General features: G+C 34.1%; 2 protein-coding genes. One reads left to right on the forward strand and one right to left on the reverse strand.

Going from position 1 to position 4,701, the window contains the following annotated elements:
• Window positions 1-51: 51 nt before the first annotated feature.
• Window positions 52-4,158: an OmpA family protein gene (locus tag P0Y67_RS22235; RefSeq protein ID WP_342393638.1), complete on the forward strand. Its 4,107-nt coding sequence runs from the start codon at window positions 52-54 to the stop codon at window positions 4,156-4,158.
• A 263-nt stretch (window positions 4,159-4,421) separates the two neighbouring features.
• On the opposite strand, the gene P0Y67_RS22240 is transcribed toward P0Y67_RS22235, so the two are convergent.
• The coding region (locus tag P0Y67_RS22240) for a hypothetical protein (protein ID WP_342393639.1) at window positions 4,422-4,701 on the reverse strand (280 nt) is incomplete at its 5' end.

Here is a 4,701-nt window from a genome sequence, read left to right on the forward strand (position 1 = left end):
TGCCTATTTGGAGCAAGTAATATTGGCGGGAATCCAAGGTTTGGATAAGAAATGAGCATACGTGCTCTCGCCCTGGTTCCACAATACTACACAATAGTAGTAAATTTCTCATCTGAAGTATACTTAGGTGCTACGGTAAAAATTAAGGATTATCCTCAATATATACGTATAGTTGGGACTGAAGATCTTGCGTTATCAAAAGTACAAGAAATAAGCTTTAATGACCATGATAATCAAGATGAAGTGATATACTGTGCTACTTTTTGGATCGAAACTGATATTATACATAGATTAAATGAATTTGAGGAGTATTGCAGTTTTGAAGTCAATCTTGAAACTATAAGTAGTATTGAGTCTCGAAAAAGTTTTAGAAAAAAAAATATTAATCGGTATACATTGAAAGAGCGTGTTTTCAACCTTCCAATGAAAACAACGATAGGGCGTTCTGTTGTCGTTAATGGCGATCCAATCAGTGTGGAAGAAGCAATTTTACTGCATACACCTGAATATTTTCAAAATATAGTAAGTAAACTGAATGATAATCCATACACGTTACCCCAAAATATGCCAACTGAGGCAGGTAAATATCAGAAAGATATATGGCATTATCTTCAAAGTTATAAAGGATTTTTTGAAGCAAGTGCATTACAGTTAGAAAAAGGAACAACTGCTCAAATGATATCGAAAGTTGTTTATGCAACAACTTCATATATTGCAAGTACGGGTCAATCTGAGTTGGCTCAATCTTTATTGGGAGCTGCCGGGGTTGCTGGTTCTGCAAATTCACTGATTGAATCGATATCAAAATTAAAAGTAGAAAATTCAAGAATAGTTACTAAAGCAAAAGAGTTCCAAACGTTGCTTGGCGATAGAGTTGTATTAAATATAATTCCCATGCCTCAAAGTTTTAAACCATTTATAAGTGGTGTTGGAAAAGTTGGAGGATTTTTACTTGACAAGCCGTTAACAGCTGTCAATGGTATTGTTAATCTTCGTGATAGTATTGAAAACTATGACAAATTAAAAAAATCAGACAAGAAGTTTTCTGAGAATATTTTAGATTATGGAATTGTAACACTTACAGCGTCTGGAAAAAAAGTTGAAGCACTATATCAAAATGATTCATTGACTGAAGATGAACATAAGATAATCAAAGCATTGAAAAATACTTTGAAAAAAATGTCAGTTAATGATAACGAAGGGAGTCATTACACGGCAAGTGATATCGTTGATGGTGAAATGTACCGTATTGACAGTACAACTTTCGGCTTTGATAGAGCCACACCAAACTTCGCAGATCAAGCCGTCGTTATTGCTTTTAAAGAAATAGGCACATATCTTACGAAGTTAACAGATCCCATTGATATTGTAATAACAGGTCACACATGTGATATCGGGAAAGAAAAATATAATTTAGAACTTTCTAGAGAGAGAGCGGATTCCGTAAAAAATTGTATTTTAGAAGCAATTAAAGAAGTTGATAAATCTCTGGTTCAATTGTGGGAACCAAGAATATTTACCAATGGATATGGTGAACATAATAATTTAGTTCCAAATGATTCAGAGGAAAATAGATCAAAAAATCGACGTGTCGAAATAGTATTAAAGTTCAGTTCTCAGTTCGATTATCCGCCATGTCGTACTGAGATTATACAGGTTGAAAAATCAAGAAAAGCAGCTATCGTAGCTTCGATGGATCTTGATAAGAGTATTGGTGCGACAATTGAAAATGCATTTGACTTAATTGTGGGAATAGCAGCTAGTTTAGCTGTTCCGTATGCCGGATGGTTGTTACTTGCAAAAAATGCTGAAGGTTTTGTATCGACTGCCTATCAAGAGTTTGAGAAAAAATTTAATGAAGATAGCTATAAAGCAGGTGAAGTATTAAAGTTATTGTCACATGTTGATATCAGTATTGCGAATAAAATATTTGATGAATCAGGTTTAAGTAAACATCAAATTGTATTATTAAAATCATATTTGAAACGCTCATTAGCATTAAATGGTCTTATTAGACTAATTAAAAGAAATCAATACTCTAAATTTAATGGAACGAAGAAACAGAGTTTTAAAGATTTAGATGTTGAAGGTTATATCAATAATTTTATATTGAGAGATGACCAATTATTGGATGATTCTTTGTTTGGCTCAGTTCATCTAGATGAAGTTTGGTTGAATTTAAAAGATATTGATGGTGTAGATGATTACTGGAGTTTTAATTTAGCTCATATGACGGCAAGTAGCCGACTTATTTTTAATAAAGCAACTGCGAGCAAAGAAGGGAAGTTTATTCTTGATGAAGCAAGGAGCCATAACAAATACTTTCCAATTCATTATTTTGCCGCAAATTCGGTAGAACAATTCGAATCTACTTTCGGGTTTGAATTGCCAACGAATTTAGATAAAAGTATATTTAAATCAGTGATTATTTCGGCTAAAGAGCCTGGCAGTGATGATTGGGAGGAGTTCTACACTTATTATAAAAATAAGAGAGAAGAAAAATTATCACCTTTTGATAATATAAGAGTTCTTGTTATTGTTGATACTAAAAAGATTAAACTTGATAAAAGTGATCTTTCTAATTTACCTATTGAATTAAAAGCAAAGTCGATTGAACATAGCCAAGTAAGCTCTATCGCAACTCCTCCGCTGGAAAAAACTGCTTCAACTAACGTAGCATTTGTTACAAAAATCGATAAGAAAGATTTAACAAAGTACGAGCTTTCTAGTATTTCTGATGATGAAGTTTGGGGAGTGATAATAGAGCCGAACTTTTTTTATGGCCTTCATCAAATTCATGGTACTAGACCACTGGTGAGTTATAATAACTCGCGGATGAAGCAGTTGTTTAGTGATGAATATAAAGATCAAAAATATAAGCCTAGAAGAGTAGGTACTGAGTTTGTATTAAGTTATTTTTATCAATTATCAGTTCCCGGTCAAGAGAAAACTGAGCAAGAGGTCTATTATACAAACCATAAGACATATAAGAATTTTAAGGTGTCAAAATTTAGTTTAAGTTTGAACCCAAATAGAGAGTATAAATTTCATAATAAAGATAAGTCATCAAAATCAAATTTGATTAGAACAGATCATATTTTTTATGAAAGAGGTTTCTTAGAAAATAAATCTGAAGGTAAGTCAACGACATTTGCTCGCGTATTTGATAATCCAGTAGTTGATATATATATAGGTCAGCCAGGTAAGAATCTTAAGTATAGGGAAATCAGTGAGATAAATCAGGAAGAACCGTTACCTGAGTTTTTAAATAGCAGGCGTTTCAGAGGGGAGTTAAATAACTTTGATTGGAATAAATCAGCTTTATTAACTGTAATTGTTAGGTCAAAAACTGTTCAAGGCTCTAAAGAACAGCTTAAGAATCAGAAATATGATCCTAATTGTGTTGTATTAGGAAAGCGTTCAATTAATGTCGATAAAATGTTCAGTTTGAAAGACTATGAATTCGAAATGGATGAAATAAGTTGCTTATATAGAGTTGGAGAGCTGATTGTAGAGGAATCGGGTGAAATGAAGTTTATTCCTTCTGAGTATCCAGATGGTACTATGCGAAGTGGAATTTCAGGAATTCAAAGTCAGTATGAAAGTTACTCTTCAAGTGAACTTAAAAAGTTTGCTGTGAAAGATTTTTGGGGTATTCCGGAGCCTACTGAAATATGGGCAAATAGTGCGAGTCTAAAGTATACCAATGCTGTAGGGACTGAATGTAGTGGATTAACACCAATGCTTTATCCTGCTGATTATAGAATGGATAACGCGGTATCAACATATCGTGAAAAAGAGTTATTTCATGTAAAGTTCTATGTTACTTTGAATGGCCCTGCTGATTCAGGGTTAAGTAATGCAACATCTAATGTAATCAGGTTGAATGGCAAGCCAAGAACTACCCCTTCAAATTGGTATAAACTAGAAAATGAAAAAACACTAGAATATGCTCTTGTACAAGTAGAGACTAATAATAGAGTAAGGGAGCGAAGTAAAGATGAAGCGATGTATGCTTCCCAAGCAAATGTTAACAAATACGGTGTTAAGGTTCATAATCATGATCCAATTGTTGAGTGGGTTGCAGCAAACACTGAAGATTATAATGAAATAAATGAAAAGAGAAAGCAGTTAATTATTGAATGGTTAAACTCCTAATTATTTCACTGTAACTGTATTGAGGTTTCTAATTTAATTGGAAGCCTCAATTTATTACTAGTTCGCCTTTGTTGATCTTTTGCTGGTAATTCAATTTTATTTTAGTAATCGTATATATTCACCCTCTTGTATGTTCAGATGGAGAATGTTATTGAAAATATCTACCTGATAGTTTTCCTTAAGGAAAAGTGTGAAGACGACGTCCATCGCACCTTTGCGCTTAATCTTTTAAGATGCGGAATTTTAAGTAAACAAAGAAAAGATCACATGAACATACTCCACGCACTATCACCCACATCCCCGATATCACGGCTATTTTTAATCATTACATTGAGCACACGAACGCCAGATTTGAAACCGAGCCGATGACGCTGGGTAATCGTAATGAGTGGTTTACGCAGTTCCGGCCCGATTCCCCACACCAGCTTTTCGTTGTCCTGGAAAACAATCAGGTGATGGGGTTTGTCTGCAGCCAACCTTACCGGCCTAGCGCCGCTTTTGCAGAAACCGTTGAAGTGAGTATCTATCTTCACCCCGATGCGA

It is taken from the genome of Photobacterium sp. SP02 (genome assembly GCF_038519165.1).
GTDB classification, from domain to species: Bacteria; Pseudomonadota; Gammaproteobacteria; order Enterobacterales; family Vibrionaceae; genus Photobacterium; species Photobacterium halotolerans.